This window comes from Thermosynechococcus sp. NK55a (assembly GCF_000505665.1).
Classification (GTDB): Bacteria; Cyanobacteriota; Cyanobacteriia; order Thermosynechococcales; family Thermosynechococcaceae; genus Thermosynechococcus.
The window spans coordinates 1,059,058-1,075,093 of record NC_023033.1 but is presented as its reverse complement, the minus strand read 5'-3'; the positions used below and the strand labels follow the sequence as shown (position 1 = coordinate 1,075,093).

Annotated in this window: 20 protein-coding genes and 1 riboswitch; of the genes, 9 read left to right on the top strand and 11 right to left on the bottom strand. The window is 53.7% G+C overall.

What is annotated here, in order from left to right; all coding sequences use genetic code 11:
• Positions 1-9: 9 nt before the first annotated feature.
• The 6 genes from NK55_RS05155 to NK55_RS05130 form a co-directional block, all read right to left on the bottom strand.
• Complete coding sequence (locus tag NK55_RS05155; RefSeq protein WP_024124728.1) at positions 10-945, bottom strand: branched-chain amino acid ABC transporter permease; 936 nt, start codon at positions 943-945, stop codon at positions 10-12.
• Positions 946-1,329 carry a glycine cleavage system protein GcvH gene (gene gcvH / locus NK55_RS05150; protein ID WP_024124727.1) on the bottom strand — a complete coding sequence of 128 codons (384 nt, stop codon included), beginning with the start codon at positions 1,327-1,329 and terminating at the stop codon, positions 946-948.
• A 16-nt stretch (positions 1,330-1,345) separates the two neighbouring features.
• On the bottom strand, positions 1,346-1,543 hold the full coding sequence (locus NK55_RS05145; RefSeq protein ID WP_024124726.1) for a hypothetical protein: 198 nt from the start codon (positions 1,541-1,543) through the stop codon (positions 1,346-1,348).
• Positions 1,544-1,561: 18 nt separating this feature from the next.
• Positions 1,562-2,128: a peptide deformylase gene (gene def / locus NK55_RS05140; protein WP_024124725.1), complete on the bottom strand. Its 567-nt coding sequence runs from the start codon at positions 2,126-2,128 to the stop codon at positions 1,562-1,564.
• Between the two features lie 82 nt (positions 2,129-2,210).
• Positions 2,211-2,552, bottom strand: a complete 342-nt coding sequence (locus tag NK55_RS05135) for a LapA family protein (protein WP_024124724.1) — start codon at positions 2,550-2,552, stop codon at positions 2,211-2,213.
• 111 nt (positions 2,553-2,663) lie between these two features.
• Positions 2,664-3,029 carry a hypothetical protein gene (locus NK55_RS05130; RefSeq protein WP_024124723.1) on the bottom strand — a complete coding sequence of 122 codons (366 nt, stop codon included), beginning with the start codon at positions 3,027-3,029 and terminating at the stop codon, positions 2,664-2,666.
• A gap of 84 nt (positions 3,030-3,113) precedes the next feature.
• Between NK55_RS05130 and NK55_RS05125 the strand changes: the two genes are divergently transcribed.
• The 4 genes from NK55_RS05125 (at position 3,114) to NK55_RS12695 (ending at position 6,982) form a co-directional block, all read left to right on the top strand.
• On the top strand, positions 3,114-3,935 hold the full coding sequence (locus NK55_RS05125) for an aldose epimerase (RefSeq protein ID WP_225871786.1): 822 nt from the start codon (positions 3,114-3,116) through the stop codon (positions 3,933-3,935).
• Between the two features lie 33 nt (positions 3,936-3,968).
• Positions 3,969-5,489, top strand: coding sequence for an anthranilate synthase component I (gene trpE, locus NK55_RS05120; RefSeq protein ID WP_024124721.1), 1,521 nt, complete (start codon positions 3,969-3,971; stop codon positions 5,487-5,489).
• 179 nt (positions 5,490-5,668) lie between these two features.
• Positions 5,669-6,286: a Crp/Fnr family transcriptional regulator gene (locus NK55_RS05115; protein ID WP_024124720.1), complete on the top strand. Its 618-nt coding sequence runs from the start codon at positions 5,669-5,671 to the stop codon at positions 6,284-6,286.
• Positions 6,287-6,401: 115 nt separating this feature from the next.
• Positions 6,402-6,485, top strand: a riboswitch (Glutamine riboswitch).
• Between the two features lie 44 nt (positions 6,486-6,529).
• The gene (locus tag NK55_RS12695) at positions 6,530-6,982 is read left to right on the top strand and encodes a DUF4278 domain-containing protein (protein WP_024124719.1); all 453 of its coding nucleotides are present in this window, start codon (positions 6,530-6,532) and stop codon (positions 6,980-6,982) included.
• An 82-nt stretch (positions 6,983-7,064) separates the two neighbouring features.
• Here NK55_RS12695 and NK55_RS05105 read toward each other — a convergent pair whose 3' ends face one another.
• Entirely contained in the window at positions 7,065-7,643 is a 579-nt protein-coding gene (locus tag NK55_RS05105; protein WP_024124718.1) for a hypothetical protein, read from the bottom strand.
• 437 nt (positions 7,644-8,080) lie between these two features.
• Between NK55_RS05105 and NK55_RS05100 the strand changes: the two genes are divergently transcribed.
• On the top strand, positions 8,081-9,280 hold the full coding sequence (locus NK55_RS05100; protein ID WP_041429082.1) for a DNA double-strand break repair nuclease NurA: 1,200 nt from the start codon (positions 8,081-8,083) through the stop codon (positions 9,278-9,280).
• A complete protein-coding gene (lnt, locus tag NK55_RS05095; protein ID WP_024124716.1) occupies positions 9,231-10,751 on the top strand; it encodes an apolipoprotein N-acyltransferase in 1,521 nt (506 codons plus the stop codon). The genes NK55_RS05100 and lnt overlap by 50 nt, the downstream gene beginning before the upstream one ends.
• Here the strand turns inward: lnt and NK55_RS05090 are convergent.
• Positions 10,714-11,640 (bottom strand): DUF3598 family protein, encoded by a 927-nt coding sequence (locus tag NK55_RS05090; RefSeq protein ID WP_255325322.1) that lies wholly within the window; start codon positions 11,638-11,640, stop codon positions 10,714-10,716. The genes lnt and NK55_RS05090 overlap by 38 nt on opposite strands.
• Positions 11,641-11,710: 70 nt before the next feature.
• On the opposite strand from NK55_RS05090, the gene NK55_RS05085 reads away from it, so the two are divergent.
• From NK55_RS05085 to NK55_RS05075, 3 genes are read left to right on the top strand one after another with little or no spacing between them, the layout of a single operon-like run.
• Positions 11,711-12,577 (top strand): response regulator, encoded by an 867-nt coding sequence (locus tag NK55_RS05085; RefSeq protein WP_024124714.1) that lies wholly within the window; start codon positions 11,711-11,713, stop codon positions 12,575-12,577.
• A complete protein-coding gene (locus tag NK55_RS05080; protein ID WP_024124713.1) occupies positions 12,574-13,821 on the top strand; it encodes an FAD-binding oxidoreductase in 1,248 nt (415 codons plus the stop codon). Before NK55_RS05085 ends, NK55_RS05080 begins: the two co-directional genes overlap by 4 nt.
• 33 nt (positions 13,822-13,854) lie before the next feature.
• Entirely contained in the window at positions 13,855-15,165 is a 1,311-nt protein-coding gene (locus tag NK55_RS05075) for a (Fe-S)-binding protein (RefSeq protein WP_024124712.1), read from the top strand.
• Here NK55_RS05075 and NK55_RS13465 read toward each other — a convergent pair.
• The 3 genes from NK55_RS13465 to NK55_RS05065 are packed head-to-tail and all read right to left on the bottom strand — an operon-like array spanning position 15,162 to position 15,997.
• On the bottom strand, positions 15,162-15,362 hold the full coding sequence (locus NK55_RS13465; RefSeq protein WP_051372792.1) for a hypothetical protein: 201 nt from the start codon (positions 15,360-15,362) through the stop codon (positions 15,162-15,164). The two genes, NK55_RS05075 and NK55_RS13465, sit on opposite strands and share 4 nt — an antisense overlap.
• A complete protein-coding gene (locus tag NK55_RS13460; protein ID WP_051372791.1) occupies positions 15,332-15,595 on the bottom strand; it encodes a hypothetical protein in 264 nt (87 codons plus the stop codon). The genes NK55_RS13465 and NK55_RS13460 overlap by 31 nt, the downstream gene beginning before the upstream one ends.
• Before the next feature lie 30 nt (positions 15,596-15,625).
• Positions 15,626-15,997, bottom strand: coding sequence for a hypothetical protein (locus NK55_RS05065; protein WP_024124711.1), 372 nt, complete (start codon positions 15,995-15,997; stop codon positions 15,626-15,628).
• Positions 15,998-16,036: the final 39 nt, after the last annotated feature.

Genomic DNA, 16,036 nt, shown 5'->3' with positions numbered 1-16,036 from the left:
TGAAGCGCCTTAGACTTTTTCAACTGGGGGCTGACCCAATAGCCCTTGGGGGCGCACAAGCAGCACCAGAAAGAGGATTGCAAAGGCAGCAGCATCCCGAAACCCCGAAGCGGCCGCAGGCACGATTGCCTCCACCAATCCCAGCAAAAAACCGGCCAACATTGTTCCCGGTAAGCTCCCGAGGCCCCCCACAACAATCACCGCTAACCCCTTGAGACCAAAGATCACCCCAAACTGTGGCCCTGTAATCCCAACACTCAAGGCAATGAGGGTGCCAGCAACAGCAGCCAAAGCACTGCTAACAAAAAATGTCACTTGAATAATGCGATCACCATCAATGCCCAGCAATGTGGCGGCAGTCGGATTTTCAGCCACGGCTTGCAATCCTTTCCCCATGCGCGTCCCTTTCACCCAATAGGTCAGGGCAATCATCAAAACCACAGCCACGGCAAAGATAATAAATTGGCTAGTGCGCAGGGTAATGTCCCCCCATCGCAGGGTAAGGGGCAATCCACCCCAGAGTTGATCGGGGTAGGTATAGACTTCGGCACCCACTAAATACTGGATCAGGTTGGTGAGGAAAACGGCAGCTCCAAGACTGGCCACCACCGTCAAGAGGGTATCGGTGCGCTGCTGCCGCAACGGTCGAAAGACAACCCAATCAATGCCAACCCCCAACAGCCCACAGCCAAGGGCACTCAAAGCTAAGGCCGGGGCAAAGGGTAAGGCAATGGGAAGCTGCCCATTGGCCAACAGGCCATTAAAGCCAAAGCGTCCTCCCAAGAGAGCATAGGTGAGATAAGCACCAATGGCAAAAACAGCGCCGTGAGCAAAGTTGATAATGCCCAAAATCGAGAAGACAAGGGTATAGCCGAGGGCAAAGATGGCATAAACACTCCCTGTGGCCAGTCCATCTACAAGGACTTGCAAGGCGTTGGTTACCACCTAAGCTCCTTCCACTAGGGCACGATAATCCGCCGCTGAGAGGAGTCCGGTAGGGGGGGTACTGACTTGCACCTTCACCAACCACCCCTCACCATAGGGATCTGCAGCAATTTGCTCGGGGTTGTCAATGACGGCTTGATTGACGGCGATGACGGTTCCCCCAAGGGGCGCATAGAGATCCTCAACGGCCTTGACCGATTCAATCGTGCCAAAGCGCTCGCCGGGTTCTAGGGTATCGCCAACGGCAGGCAACTCGACAAAGACAATATCCCCCAGTTGATCCACAGCAAAGGCACTAACGCCGATGGTAGCCGTGTCGCCCTCAAGGCGCAGGTACTCGTGGCTGTCGAGGTATTGCAGGTCCTCAGGGTAGGTGAGTGTCATAGCAGATTCCAATCCATCAGGGGCGATCGCTGGCACGGGCAAGGCGCACCGCTGTTACAAAGGCCACGAAACCGAGGGGCGCACTGAGGAGCAAAATCACAGTGGTGGGCACAGTTCCCAACTGGGCTTCCCCAGAGCTCAGTTCAAAAATGCAACCCACCGTGGCGATCGCTGCCACACAGGCCCCCAATAAGTATAGATAACTCTTGGCCACAGACAATGCTCCTCAGGGTTAAGCAGCAATGGGACGCACAGCACTGGCGGTAAACCCATGCTCCGTGAGTGCATGACGCAGCAACGCTTGGTTTTCCACGCGATCGACAAACATTACCCCCGTTAGATGATCAATTTCATGCTGGATCGCACGGGCAAGCAACCCAGCCGCCATGATTTCTTGGGGACGACCCCACTCATCTTTGTAGGACACCGCCACCATAGCCGGACGACGCACCTCTAGGTACACCCCAGGAATACTTAGGCAGCCCTCTTGGCAAACCTCCAGTTCTTCACTGAAGTCCCTAATGACCGGGTTAATCATCACCAACGGCTCCGCTTTAGGGTCATCGGGATGAATATCGATGACGAGAATTTGCTTATTGATGCCCACCTGCGGTGCCGCCAAGCCAATGCCATCGGCACTGTACATGGTTTGGAGCATTTTCCGCACAATATCGCGGATACTGTCATCTACTTTGCTGACCCGTTTGGCGGGTTGACGCAGCACGCGATCGCCCAAATAGTGCAGCTGTAGGGGCGGATTTTTTAACTTTTTCTTTTCAACAGCCAGAGATACAGCCATAGGACACGCCAAGTTAACAGAAAATAACAAAGGCAACAAAGGTTAATCACTTTTTAGCCTAACGAATTTTCAAGGCTCTAGGCTACTTTTCCGTCGAGGCACTGCTGACACTGGGCAAAAGGCGTTGTTGCTCCTCAAGGGCAGCTTTATAGCGCTCCACATCCTGCTCAAGGTGGGCAATTTGTTCATCGCGGGCTTCCATTTCCACCCGAATCGTAAAGGTGCGCTGTAGCTGTACCCAAACGTTAAAGACCCAGGCAAAGAGGGCACCCACCCCCATAGCGACAATCAGTTCAACGCACAGTGGCGCTTGAATGACCTTTCCTTCAAAAAACTTAATACTAACTGGATCGGTATTTTGGATACTAAAGAGAACTAAGCCCAAACCAATGACAAATATCATCAAGAAGTTAAGTTGTCGCATAGAGTACCCCGTAACCCATGGCAAATCTTATCATTTTAGTTTTAGCAAGGGACTGTCGCATCGGGCATGCTGCCAGCGACAGACAATCTTGGGCCAATCATACCACTGTGGCTAGTCCTCAATCACAGGGTTGACCACTTCCACTGCCTCCACGTCAATGGTGCCAGGGGGAGCCAATCGGTGGAACTGGCGATCGCGCACCATCAGCATTTCGCCACAGGCAGGGCATTGGGTTTGGGTATTATTCAAACTGCTAAATTCAAAGCCACACACTGGACAAGCCGCCGTCACCAACTTCCAGCGCAACCAAAGTTGCAAGCCCGCAAAAAGGAGCACAGGAGTTACCATTAAGAATAAAAACAGCACCAGAAAGGATTGCACTAGCCAGCCTAGCCCCAGTAGCCCCAGTAACCAAGTTACCAGCAACACACTGAACCAAAAACGTAGGGTGGAGTTTAGGGTAAATCTTAGGGACATTGGCTTCCCTCCAAGGGCATTGCCGCTATTCTAGCGCAGTCGTGGGTGTATCCTAAGAAGCAGGTCTACTGTCCAGCTATGGTAATGCCCTATACTCTTCATGCCGAACGTACTCGCGTTGAGGTGATCCCAGAGCGCGGTGGCCTCATTAGTCGCTGGCAGTGGCAGGGTCATGAGCTGCTGTACTTAGATCGGGAGCGCTTTGCCAACCCTCAGTTAAGCGTGCGCGGTGGTATTCCCCTCCTTTTTCCGATTTGTGGCAATTTGCCCGAGGATACATTTCACTACAGTGGCCAAGCCTATCACCTCAAACAGCACGGCTTTGCCCGGGACTTGCCATGGCAGGTGCTGGATCAGCAGGAACATGTCTTGAAACTGCGATTGCAAGATACTCCAGCCACGCGCCAAGTCTATCCCTTTCCCTTTCATCTGACCTTAACCTATACCCTTGCTGCTAATGCCTTGGCGATCGCCCTTGAGGTGGCTAACCCCGGTGACACCCCCTTGCCCTTTAGCTTTGGTTTGCATCCCTACTTTGCTGTTGCTGACAAGCACCAATTGCAGTTTGACTTGCCGATCCATGCCATGGTGGATCAAAAAAACCAGCAACCCCTCACCTTTAGCGGCATGTTTGACTGGAGTGCAGCAGAACTCGATTTGGCCTGTCGCCCGCTCACGGGTCAAGTAGCTCGCGTCTGTGACCTGCAACAACACTACTGCCTGACGCTCCGCTACGATAGAGTGTTCACAACCCTCGTCTTTTGGACGGTTCAGGGCAAACCCTACTACTGTCTAGAACCTTGGACCGCCCCCCGCAATGCATTGAATACGGGGGTGGATCTACTGCACGTGCCACCCCAGAAGCACCTGACCCTTGGCGTCGAGATTGCTGTTGCTTCCCTTTAGGGAGAAAATAAGAAAGTTTTCACACACGCGACCATGTACCCCGATTTTCAGACTTTTTGTCAACTTGCCGAGCAGGGTAACTTCATCCCCATCTATCAGGAGTGGGTGGCGGATATGGATACACCTGTGTCGGCTTGGTATCGGGTCTGTCGCGATCGCCCCTACAACTTTTTGCTGGAGTCCGTCGAGGGAGGCGAACAACTGGCCCGCTACAGTCTCCTTAGTTGTGATCCACTGTGGGTACTGGAAACCCGCGGCAACCAAACCACCCAAACCCATCGCGATGGGTCACTCACCAGGTTTACGGGCAATCCTTTCACCATTTTGGCCAATTGCCTTGCACCCTATCAGCCTGTGAAGTTACCGCAACTGCCCGGGGGCATTGGTGGTCTTTTTGGTTTTTGGGGCTATGAACTGATTCAGTGGATTGAGCCACGGGTTCCCATTCATCCTGCCACAGAAAGGGATTTGCCTGATGGGGTGTGGATGCAGGTGGATCAAATCCTGATTTTTGATCAGGTGAAGCGAAAAATCTGGGCAGTGGTCTATGCCGATACCCGTGAGACGGACTTGAAAACGGCCTATACTCACGCAAGCGATCGCCTAGAGCAGCTTTTGCGCAAACTGCAAACCCGTATTCCCCCTGAGGCCACTCAACTCCATTGGCAACCCAGTCGCCAGACCCCCAGTTACACTAGTAACATTACCCCGGAAACCTTCCGTACCAATGTGAAGCGCGCTAAGGACTACATTCGTGCGGGGGATATTTTCCAAGTCGTTCTCTCCCAACGCCTCAGTGCCACCTACAGCGGCGATCCCTTTGCCCTCTATCGCTCCTTGCGCCTGATTAACCCTTCCCCCTACATGGCCTACTTTCAATTTGGCACATGGCAGATCATTGGCTCTAGTCCAGAAGTGATGGTTAAAGCCGAGCACCATCCTGAAAACGCTGGGTCTCTCCTTGCTACTGTGCGTCCTATTGCTGGCACTCGCCAGCGGGGGCACACCTACACCGAAGATCAGCAGCTTGCCGCAGAACTCCTTGCCGATACCAAAGAAGTGGCCGAACACGTCATGCTGGTTGATTTGGGGCGCAATGATTTGGGGCGCGTGTGTCGTCAGGGGAGTGTCAGCGTTGAAGCGTTTATGGTGATTGAGCGCTATTCCCATGTTATGCACATTGTCAGTAATGTGGTGGGTGAACTATTGCCTGATAGAACGGCATGGGACTTACTTCAAGCCTGTTTCCCCGCTGGTACAGTCAGTGGTGCCCCCAAAATTCGTGCTATGGAAATTATCTATGAATTGGAGGGTTGCCGCCGTGGCCCCTACTCCGGTGCCTATGGTTACTATGACTTTGAAGGTCAACTCAATACAGCGATCGCCATTCGCACAATGGTGGTGCAACCCCTGACGGACCATCAACATCTGATTCATGTGCAAGCGGGTGCTGGTATTGTTGCCGACTCCGATCCGCAGCGGGAATACGAAGAAACCCTCAACAAAGCACGGGGCCTGTTAGAAGCGATTTCTGCCCTGACAACAAAACTTTAACCCAATCTTGAGCCAAGGATTATCTCATCTTTACGTTTGCCCCTTAGCCTAATAAAAAGTTTTAGCTAACGTTACCCAGAACACAGACACTGGGAATGTTCACTGGAAATGTTGGCAGAACAACCCAGCTCTCAGGCACACACCTAAGGGCTGGTTCCTTTGCTTGAGGTTCTACCGCCATGGGAAACGTCTCCACCGCTGCAGTTACTCCTCCTGTGGATGGACGCTGGCGCTCCTCCTTGCGAGTGCACACGTTTAGTATCGGGGACACCATCTGGATGGAACCAGAACGCATTTGGCTAGTGAGCCGGGGTGTCGTCCTTTTGAATCTTCTACATCCCGATGGGGAAGAAGTGGTGGTGGGACTGGCTACACCAGGTACTGCTTTTGGTTTACCCTTGACCAGTTTAATGGCCTACCAAGCCAAGGCCCTTTCCAAGACAGAGCTGATGCTCTTTACGCTGGTGGAGGTGGAATCCTCGCCCAACTTGACCCAAAGCCTTGTGCGCGGTCTAGCTCGTCGCCTACGGCAAGCGGAAGGTCTCTTAGGAATTACTAGTCATCGCCGCGTTGAGGAGCGATTACGCCATTTACTGCTGCTGTTGAAGCAAGAAATTGGTGAACCTCATCCCCTGGGTACACGCTACAGTGTCCGCCTCACCCATCAGCAACTGGCAACAGCCATCGGCACGAGTCGCGTGACCATGACCCGCCTTCTGGGCAAGCTGCGGCAAGAACGTTGGCTCACCTACGATCGCGATCGCCACGTCATTCTGATGAATACCGCTGAGAGTTGAGGGCAATCCCCCCTCAATCCAGACGTCCTTGAACAGAGAGGTTGTTTTTTAGTGTAAATTTTTGTAAATACTTGCCTTCATAATGCCAGAACTGTTAAATTAGATACAGAAATAAATCGTTCATCTTTGCTGGAAAGCACCTGAAAATTAGGTGAGCAGCGAAGACGGAAGTAGGGCAGTTGTCCCGAAGGAACGCGCCTCAGTTGACGAAAACCACCTAGTAAATAATTTGGGGCGATGCTTATGAAAACTACCCTTACCTATCGCGGCGTTCAATACGATTACGTTCCTCCGGCAGTACAAACCGAAGCAACTGATGTCGTGGCAAAATATCGGGGTTGGAATTACCATTGCACCCACGCAGTGAAGCCGCCGGCTCAACCGGTGCGGGATTTAATCTATCGCGGCGTGGCCTACCGTACGGGTCAAGGGGAAGCTGTGAATACGACGGCAACCCCTACTGCCAACCCAGCCGGTGGAGTGAATATGTCAGCGCTTGATCTCAATCAACTGTCGCGGGCCATTCTCACCCATCACCACCAAGTGATCAAAAACCGCGAACAATCCCTCCTGACGCGGATGATTGCCCAAATGGGGTTACCTACGGCCGCGGGTCACTATTGGAACCAAATTCAGGGCAAAATTAAGCCCCAGGTTTGGACAAGCTATGATCGCAGTCCTGCCACAATGAGCTAGGGCACAGACGTCATTGTCCTCTCTCAAGACTGATTCGTGATTACCCTCGCATTGGAGTTACCTCTAGTGCGAGTTTTTTATTTCAGCGGTTGACGTAACAGTTGTTTTCTGGCCGGCCTAGCCATTCAATATCTAGGTCAAGGTCAATGTCCGACAAGTCTTCTGGATCGATTACATGCTTCTTCAGGGATTCGGAGAATTGTTTTGAATGTTTGGTTGCATGCTTGCGACTTTGCGGGGTTAGTCGGTTGAAAACTGATGATGTGGCCTTCTCGATGCGGACACTTTCTTTGAGGGCATTTGGGTTGATATGTTCTAGAAAGAAGTTTACTGTTTCCTGCTTCACCCAGCCATTGAGGACGGCCAATGCCCCAAAGCGATAGCTGGCTTGCCACTGCTCCTTGAGAATTTGATTAATCTGCTCTTCCGTTAATAAACCTGCCTTTTTCAGGTAAAAACCAATAGGACGCTTTTCTTTATCTTGAGCCAGTTTTGGCCACTCTTCTACAAAAAAGTCAATTGTTTCTTGGGATAACCAACCATGAAGGGCAAGAATTTCACCAAGACGCAGGTTGGCATACATCCCTTGCTCCATTAGGGCAACTTGGAGCTGACCGCTTGTAATTAATCCTGCCTTCAGTAAGAGTTCTCCAATTCTCATGACCATTTGTGCCAGTAGAATCCATTACTCAAAAAACGTAAGCATACTACAGGGTCAGCTTTTTATACACCTTATAGATTTATGCAATCCATAGAATATGCTTCAGAAAATTGCTGTTGCTTTTTAAGGAACCATATTCTTTACTCCCCTAGGGTACCCACAGCCCAGGGGTGAACCTGCGGGAAGTTCCGGTTCGTAACAAATTTTAATAATGCTGCTTTCACAATGCCCCCTGATAGAGTTATGGGGGTACAGTTGGAACTTTGCGCCTAAGGCTCACTGACTCGATTGGGCCAGCGATCGCCCCTCTGTCAGACATGTTCTGCCTGCAGCAGTAAAACTGATAGAGAGGCATCTTGAAGCTCCAAAATCGGTTGGCTATTCGAGCTGGGCTTGATGACCTCTGTTAGTTCTAGAGACAACCAGAGACGAAAACCGTGTTGGACTTGGTAAAAGTGGCTGCTCAAATGCCAACGGTGGGTCAACTGATCCGCCAAGGGGCGATCGCTAACCAACAAAAACAGACCCGTGCCCTCGCAGTCCTCGCAGCAATGGCGGAACATCTAGAACACTATCGCCAAGCTCTCCAAGCGTGGGGCGAGTCCTTTGTCTTTAATGCGGCTGAACCCATTGAGTCGCTGACGATAAAGCACACTGTCCCCCCTGCCCCAAGGGCGCATACGATTTTTGCCACCGATGGTTCGCAAATTGCCCCCAGTCACCACGAAATTGCCTATTGCTATTTGATTAACGTAGGACGGGTGGCGATCGCCTACGGTCAAGGCCAGCGCCCTCATTTAGATAGCGTGCCGCAGTTGGTGTATGACCCCGATGAATTGGGGCGATCGCGGGGCTGGGGCCTCACCCTAGAGGATTGGTTACGTTACCGCCGCACCCAAGGGGAAATTCTCGGCCTTGTTGAACTCATTCAAACTCAAAATCAGAAAGCTCCCAGCTTAGCCCTTGTGGATGGTTCACTCATTTTCTGGGCATGGGAATCACTGCCGCCAATGGTGCGGCAGGAATTGTTGAGGCCAATCTTAGCTGCTTGGGATCAATTGCGAGCCCAGCGAATCCCGTTGGTGGGGTATGTCAGTGCCTCCCGCAGTCAGGAAACGGTGAATTTTCTGCGCTTGGGGGTTTGCCCCTATCCTGAACCCAACTGTGCCCTCCACTGTGGTCAGACGAGTCAGACTGGCTTCGAGGTAACCGCCGATCGCCCCCCTTGTCAGGTCTTTGATTCCCTGCGGGATGTGCTCCTCTGGCAAGCGCACTTAGCACCGCAACAGCATAGTTCCCTCTGGCGTAGCCGCAGCCGCATTTTGGAGCACTACGGCGAACATCACATCTACGTTGCCTACCTCCATGGTGGCTCAGAAGTGGTGCGCTTGGAAGTACCTCAATGGGTGGCCCAGGATCCAGACCTATGGCAACAAGCCGTCTCGTTGACGGCAGCCCAAATTGAAAAAGGCCGGGGTTACCCTGTGGCCTTGGCAGAAGCCCACAATTTAGCCGTCGTGCGTGGCAGCGATCGCCAGCGCTTTTTTGCTTTACTAGAGCGGGAACTGATTAAGGCAGGACACTGGTATGTGGCGCCTTCCCCCAAAGAGCAACGCAAACGCCAAAGTATTGCCTAGGTGGCTGCTGTTCGTTGGTTTAGGCATCGCCGGTTGGGGAACGCAGTTGGCGCTACCGCCAGTGAGTGGCTGGTTCCTGGCCTTTGTGGGCATTGTGCCCCTGTGGTGGCAGTGTCAGGTTTTATCGCCGCTATGGGCAGCGATCGCCGGCCTGTGTTGGGGCTTGGGGTTCTATGGCACTAGCCTAGTCTGGGTGTGGGATTTGCATCCCCTCACGTGGATCGGCATTGCCCCAGTGCCCAGTTGGCTGATTTCGCGGGGGATTTGGCTGTTTCTCAGCACTTGGGGGGCTGCCCTGAGTGGGAGTTGGGCCTTGTTGATGGTGCGCTATGGGGTGCGGCGATCCGCGCCTTGGCAACTCCTATGGGGTATAACCCTGTGGTGTGCCCTCGAAGCCCTCTGGAGCCATTCCCCCCTGTGGTGGATTAGTTTATCCCTAACCCAAAGCCCCCAGGGACTGGTGCAACTGGGTCGTCTGGCGGGGCCGACCACCATTACAGCGGTAGTAATGACAGTGAATGGCTTAGTTACCTTCAGTCTGCGGCGGTACCCAGGGGCAAGGGTTTGGCTTGCAATGACCCTCGGGGGGGCGATCGCCCTCAATGGGGTTTTAGGTGCCAGTGCCATTGCAGATCACGGCGAACCCCTACAGATAGGTTTGATCCAAGGCAATATCCCAACACGGGAAAAGCTCACTCCAGAGGGGATCCGCCGCGCTTGGCAGATCTATGCCCAAGGCTATCGCCAACTGGTGGGTTTCGGGGTTGATGCTGTCTTAACCCCTGAGGGGGCCCTGCCCATTCTCTGGCAACGGCAGCAAATGAATCCCATCACTCGGGTAGTGCGGGAAGCGGGTGTGCCCCTGTGGTTAGGAACATTTATGGAGACGGCAGGGGGGCATCATCAGGTGCTCCTGAGCCTCGATGGCAACGGTGAGATTGACAGTCACTATAACAAAGTGCATCTTGTCCTATTGGGGGAATATATTCCCGATTGGCTGGCAGGAGTGGTGCAGCGGTTATCCACCTTGCGATCGCGCCTGATTCCTGGAGACCCTGAACAGATCTTTACCACCCCTTGGGGAAATGCGGTTGTCCTGATTTGCTTTGAATCCGCCTTTTCCCACCGCAGTCGCTGGCAACTGGTTCATGGTGGGGAGTTGATCCTCAGTGTTGCCAACAATGATCCCTACCGTCGCCAACTCATGACCCAGCACCACGGCCATGATGTGTTGCGCGCCGTCGAAGGCGATCGCTGGCTAGTGCGCTCCACCAATACGGGCCTTTCCGCGGTGATTGCACCTACGGGAGAAACCCTCTGGCTCTCAAACGCCGACGAGTTTGTGATTCATGCTGCAACGATTTGGCGGCGGCAGACCCAGACCCTCTACACCCGCTATGGGGATTGGTTGCTTCCCCTCTTACTGGGGATGCTTAGTTTATCCGTTCTTCGACAACGAGGGTTGCACTGACCCATTCGCCGCGATCGCCATAGGTACGAATCAGGCGCTGCCGCTGACCCTCTGCCCACAACCAGCCCACCTCAACAAAGAAGGACTGACGAAAGGACACCTGTAGGGGCGTGAGGCTAGAGGTGCCATCGGGGAGCAGCACAAGCTGCTTAGGTTGATCCGTGTCCCTAAAGAGGAGCCGTGAACCCGCAATTGTGGCCGTTGTTTTCACCTCGTGGTCGGGGGTTTGCAGCAGTTGGTAGAGCCGATCGCCCTCGCGCCAAAGGCGAAGCTGGGTCGGAGTTTCCGTGGGCGATCGCCAGTCGGCATAGACGGTGTAGGCGGTGCCGCGCCACTCGCCAAGGAGCTGCTCCACAGTTAAGGGAGGACGTTCAACCGCATGAGTGTGGGCACGAAACTCCCGAATCAAGGTCATGGACTGTAACTGCTGATTTTTGTTAAAGAGCTGCACAAACCGCAGGCGGCGATCGCCCATGACAAAGCCATACTCTGCGCCAAACTCAGCAAAGGGGGCCACCTGCAACGATCCCTTAGAAAATGCCCCCGTTGCGAAAAACACATTTTGGCGGCCGATGGTACTGTACTCTTGGATCGTTTCACTGGTGGGGGGCTGATCGAGGCCATTGCCAAAGCGTCGTAGTTCAAAGCGCACTCGCTGGCCATCGGCAGTATCGGCAAGGATCAAAATAGAAGGCACCGAGGCCCCCAGTTCCCCCGTAGGGCTGACCGCCGTAAAGGAGCCCTGCCATTCCCCAAGGTTTTTGCGAAAATTGTCCCAGTTTGTTGTCATTGATACCCGTCGTTGCTGGGGGTCACCCCCATGGTATAGAAAAATCAGTACAACTGTTGAGAGTTTGCGGGTTGCAAATTGGCGGGCGATCGCCAGCACTCAGAAAAAACTTTGATAGGATGGGGAGTGTCAGGGCGCTGACAAACAATCGCCATTGGGAGACCCGTGCATGACCACCGACCTCTTTGACTCAGGGGCTGGTCGCATTTTAATAGTCGATGATACCCCCGAAAATGTTGAAGTTTTAACAACCCTGCTGCAACTGGAAGGTTATGATGTGCGTGGCGCCATCAGCGGCCAAATGGCGCTCATGGGTATTGAAGCAGAACCTCCAGATGTCATCTTGCTGGACATCATGATGCCCGATATGAATGGTTATGAAGTCTGTCAAACCCTCAAGGAGAATCCCAAGACCAAGCATATCCCCATTATTTTCATTAGTGCCTTGGATGATGTATTTGACAAGGTCAAGGCCTTTGAAATAGGTGGCGCTGACTACATCACCAAACCCTTTCAGCAGGCGGAAGTGCTGGCACGGGTAAAAAATCAGTTGACGATCGCCCTCCTACAGCGGAAGCTCCGGCAAAAGAATGCTCTCTTGCAAAAGCAAAACCAGCAGCTGCAGGAAATTGCGGAAGAGCGCCGTGAATTGGTGGCCTCACTGCAAGCAGCGCAAGAACAGTATCGCCAAATGTTTGAGGAGGCCGTGGTGGGGATTTACCAAAGTTCTCCCGAGGGGGTTTACTTCAAAGTGAACAATGCCCTAGCACGCATCTATGGCTATGCCGATGCTGAAGACTGGTTAGCGGATATTGAGCACCACAACCAACGCCCCTACGTGGATGACAGCAGTTGGCAGAAGTTCCAGCAACAGATTCAAACCCGGGGAGTAGTGCGCAATTTAGTTTCCAAGGTGTATCGTGCTGACCAAACAATCACCACCATCTGCGAATGCGCTCGCCCTGTCAAAAGTGAGGACGGCCAACTCCTATACTATGAGGGCTTTGTCTTTGAAGTGCCCACCCGCAATCCATGAAGCAAACCCTAACCGCACTCTTGGGGGATGCTGCTGTTTATCCTATTGCTGAATTGGGCGATCGCGCCCCCCACCTGCGTCCCTATCTGCCTGAGCATGCCCTGCTGGTGACTCCCCCTACCCCAGAAGCCGGGGCAGAAGTGATTGCCTGCGCCCAACGGCAAGGCTGGCGAGTACTGCCCATTGGAGCAGGAACAAAACTCAACTGGCTCGGAAACATCCCCCAGGCAGATATTTTGCTGCAGACAACAGCATGGCACAGGCTCATTGATCATGCGGCTGCCGATATGACCGTCACCACCCAAGTCGGCATCCCCTTGCAACGCCTTCAGCAACAACTGGCAACGGCACGGCAATGGATTGCGGCAGATCCCCTCTTTGCGGAAAGGGCTACCCTTGGCGGCTGCTTGGCCACCTGCAGTAATGGCACACTGCGCCAGCGCTATGGGTCATGGCGCGATCAGTTATTGGGGGTCAAGTTCATTCGCAGTGATGGCCAAATCGTCAAAGCCGGGGGGCGAGTGGTCAAAAATGTTGCCGGCTATGACCTGATGAAGCTGCTCATCGGTAGCTATGGCACGCTGGGAATCCTGACAGAAGTGACGTTGCGGGTCTATCCCCTGCCCGATGCGGTACAAATTTGGCAGTTGCGGGGAGAAGTCTCTGCCTTGGCCAGTGGATTGGCGGCAATTTTAACGAGTGCCCTGGCGCCGGCGCGCTGTGTGCTGCGCCTTGAAGGAACGGGGGCACTCTTACTGGAACTGGAGTTTCATACGCTGCGGGAAGTCTTGGCTGCGGGCACCTTGGGCGATCGCCTCAGTCACATTGCCCAGACCCATGATCTGCAACTTGAAGCCGCAGCCCCCCTAGGCATTACCCTCAACCCCACCCCCAATCAAGTCATTCTCAAAATCGGCGTGCCATTGCAGGAGATGTTGCCCGCCCTCACCCAGCTTCAGCAGTTGGCAAGGAAATTGGCCTGCGAGTGCCGAGGCGAAATGAGTGCCGGGGTTGGTTACGCCTATCTTCACGGACAGGAGAAGGATCTCCGTCAACTAATTCTCAGGCTGCGCCAAGGGTTACCACGGGGCTATGTCACCGTCTTAGCGGCACCGCTGAGCCTCAAGCAGCAGCTGGATCCTTGGGACTATCGCGGCAACGCCCTTGAATTGATGCGCAGTCTTAAGCAACAATTGGATGCAACGGGTGTCTTTGGCACTGGGGTTTTTGTCGGCCATCTCTAGACAAGTTTTAATACTTATTAATAATACTTACGAATGACTGCAACTGATCCTGTAGCTGGCCCGCCCGATCCACACCTGATTGATGCCTGTGTCCACTGCGGGTTTTGCCTCTCGACCTGTCCCAGTTATCGGGTCCTGGGCACAGAAATGGACTCCCCCCGTGGCCGTATCTACCTCATGGATGCCATTAACGAGGGGCAAGTGCAACTGGCGGATGTTGTCCAGCACTTTGATTCCTGTTTGGGTTGCTTGGCCTGTGTCACCACCTGTCCCTCGGGGGTCGAGTACGATAAGTTGATTGCGGCCACCCGGGTTCAAGTGCAGCGTCACTATCAGCGTCCCGCGGGCGATCGCTGGCTGCGGCAGTTGATTTTCCAAACGCTGCCCTACCCCCAACGGCTGCGGGCGCTCCTGTTGCCCCTGTGGCTCTACCAAAAATTGGGCTTGGCGGATCTTGAAAAACGCGTGGGACTCCTCAAACGGCTACTGCCCAAGTCCCTAGCGGCCATGTATCAAATGCTGCCCTCCCTTTCGGCAAAGACATTTCGCGTTCGCTATCCTGAGGTGGTACCTGCCCAAGGGAAACAGCGGGGCCGCGTGGGGGTGATTCTTGGTTGTGTGCAGCGGCTCTTTTTGCCTGAAGTCAATGAAGCCACAATTGCCGTCTTAAGTGCCAATGGTTTTGAGGTGGTGCTGCCACGCCAACAGGGCTGCTGCGGTGCCCTACCCCATCACCAAGGGGAACAGAAGCAGGCACAAACCCTTGCTCGCCAAATGATTGACTGTTTTGCTGCCGCTAAGGTGGATGCCATCTTAATCAATGCCTCGGGTTGTGGCCATACTCTCAAGGAATACCATCACCTGTTGGCGGCTGACCCCGAGTATAGCGATCGCGCCCGCGAGTTTGTGCAAAAGGTTGAGGATGTACAGGTCTTTTTGGTCAAGCAGGGGCTGGTGACCGCCTTACATCCCTTGGGCGATCGCCCCTTAACGTTGGTCTATCAAGATGCCTGCCACATGATCCACGGCCAAAAAATCCGCCTTGAGCCGCGGCAACTGCTCCGCCAAATTCCCCAAGTGCAACTGCGAGAACCCCTGGATGCGGCCCTGTGCTGTGGCAGTGCCGGAGTTTACAACATTCTCCAACCGGATGTGGCAACCGACTTAGGACGACAAAAAGTGCGCAACCTACTGAATACGCACCCAGACGTCATTATCTCAGCAAATGTGGGCTGCACGGTACAGTTGCGGCAGTATCTGCAAGAGCAAGGCAGCCCCGTGCCCATATACCACCCCATGCAGCTGCTAGACTTGGCCATTCGCGGTGAGCAGCTTCCGTCCTAGGCAATGTCTGGGGGGGCACTGAGGATTGAGCGTACTTGAGCCAATAACCATTGCCGACCCACTTCCCAGCCTCGCTCCCCATCCGCCTCTAGGATCATCAGGCTATCCACTGGCTCTGCGGCCAACAGTTGAAACAAGAGGGGAATAATTGGCATTGCCACGGGGATCACCTGTTCATCACAGGCCTCTTGAGCCATGGCTTCGCTGCCGTAGGCGTGGATAACATTTTTTGTTGGTGGGGAGGTTGCTGTTCCTCTAGGGTAATCACCTGCCATTGACCATCAGGGGTTTGCAGGACGTAGTAAACGGTTTGCCCGTAGCGCTGGGCTTCCTCATAGAGAATGGGGGCGATCGCCTGTACCGCAGCCACAGTTGCAGGGTCATCGGGGGCGTTGGCAATCAGTTCGTCCACTTGGGTCAGTAAATCCACAACGCCGCCTCCTTTGAGAACTATAGAGAACTATTCCTTGGCTTCAAGGGCATCGAGATCAAGGGCACGGGAGCCACCCCTACTTAAAATGGTCAGCACTTTTCCCAATTGGTACCACACCAAAAGGGCGGTGGCGATGGTCAGCACAAAGGCAATGCTCATACTCAGCCCCAGGCCAAAACCATAGGTCCACAATCCCGCCATCAGGAAGAGCCAGATGCCAATGGAAATCCCCAAGTAGGGCAACTGAAGCTGGGGACCGCGCAACTGACTCAGAACGCGAGTGGAGCGACTGCGGTTCCATTCTTGGACGCTCTGCTTGAGGGTGGCCTCAAAGGCTTTGCCACTGGTCAACCCCATAAAAATACCGGCCAGCAGCAAGACAATCGGTGGATCAAACACGGGATACCTAATCCTTCTTGGACTTCAGGGACGTTGATA